General features: G+C 67.5%; 2 protein-coding genes and 1 pseudogene. All 3 read right to left on the bottom strand.

Annotation, left to right across the window (positions count from 1 at the left end; genetic code table 11):
* Window positions 1-119: pseudogene (locus BLW05_RS35820) on the bottom strand (3,4-dihydroxyphenylacetate 2,3-dioxygenase); the annotation flags it as partial.
* A 3-nt stretch (window positions 120-122) separates the two neighbouring features.
* Window positions 123-1058, bottom strand: a complete 936-nt coding sequence (locus tag BLW05_RS35230) for a tripartite tricarboxylate transporter substrate binding protein (protein WP_256330655.1) — start codon at window positions 1056-1058, stop codon at window positions 123-125.
* A 49-nt stretch (window positions 1059-1107) separates the two neighbouring features.
* The coding region (locus tag BLW05_RS35815; RefSeq protein WP_143045036.1) for an aldehyde dehydrogenase family protein at window positions 1108-1260 on the bottom strand (153 nt) is incomplete at its 5' end.

Raw genomic sequence — 1260 nt, 5'->3', positions numbered from 1 at the left:
CCGATCTCGCGGTGGCCGTCGATGGCGGCCTGGCGGCTGCCCTTGCGCGGGCCGTCGAGCTCGCTCAGGTAGAGCGAGGGAACGTGCGTGATCTTGGCGGCGAGGGCAAGTTTTCCCATGGTTCAAACGTCCAGCGTGATGTTGCCCTTGCGAATCACCTCGGCGTACTTGGTGATCTCGCTGCGGATGAAATCGGCGAACTGCGCCGGCGTGCCGGAGAGCGACGCAATGCCGCCCTTTTCGAAAGCCGCGGTGACGGTCGGCGAGGCCAGCGCGCGATTCACTTCGACGTTCATGCGCTGCACGACGGCATCGGGCGTTGCGGCCGGGGCCAGCAGGCCGTTCCACGAATTCGACTCGACCGGCACGCCCTGTTCGGCGAGCGTGGGAATGTCGGGCGCATAGACCGAGCGCTGCTTGGTCGCCATGCCCAGCGCCACCAGCTTGCCCGCCTGCACATGGCTGCGGAACTCGGGCCAGTTGCCGAACATCAGCGTGACCTGTCCGCCGAGCAGATCGGTGAGCGCAGGGCCCTGCCCCTTGTAGGGCACATGCACGAGGTCGATGCCCATCTGCTGCTTGAGCAGTTCGCCCGACAGGTGCGCCGAAGTGCCGTTGCCAAAAGATGCGTAGCTCAGCACGCCCGGCTTGGCCTTGGCGGCTGCGCGCAGGTCGGCCAGGGTCTTCAGTCCGCTGCTGGGGTGCGTCGCGAGCACGTGCTCCGACATGCCCATCAGCGCGACCGGACGCAGGTCCTTCGTCGTGTCGTACGGCAGCTTCTTCACCAGCGTCTGGTTCGCGCAGAAGCTGTTCGCCACGGTCACGAAGTTGCCGCCGTCGGGGGGGGACTTCGCGACGAAGTCCACGCCGATCACCGTGCCCGCGCCGGGCTTGTTGTCGATGACCACCGGCTGGCCGAGCGTCTTTGCCAGCTCGGTGCCGATGAGGCGCGTGACGAAGTCGGTGGTGCCGCCGGGCGGGAAGGGTACGACGAGGTGCACCGGCTTGCCCGGCCATGCGGCCGATTGCGCGTTGGCGAGCAGGGGCCATGCGCCCATGGCAACGCCGGCTTGCAGAAGCGTGCGACGGGAGAAGGAACGCATCGCTTCACACGCCCCAGTGCGGAATGTGATGCCCTCCGAGCGACACCGCGACGTTCTTCGGCTCGCAGAACACCTCGTAGCTCCAGGTGCCGCCTTCGCGCCCCGTGCCCGATGCCTTGGTGCCGCCGAAAGGCTGGCGCAGGTCGCGCACGTTCTG

Origin of the sequence: Variovorax sp. YR216, assembly GCF_900107745.1 — a bacterium.
GTDB lineage: Bacteria > Pseudomonadota > Gammaproteobacteria > Burkholderiales > Burkholderiaceae_C > Variovorax.
The sequence above is the reverse complement of the archived record's forward strand: the minus strand, read 5'-3'. Positions and strand labels throughout refer to the sequence as shown.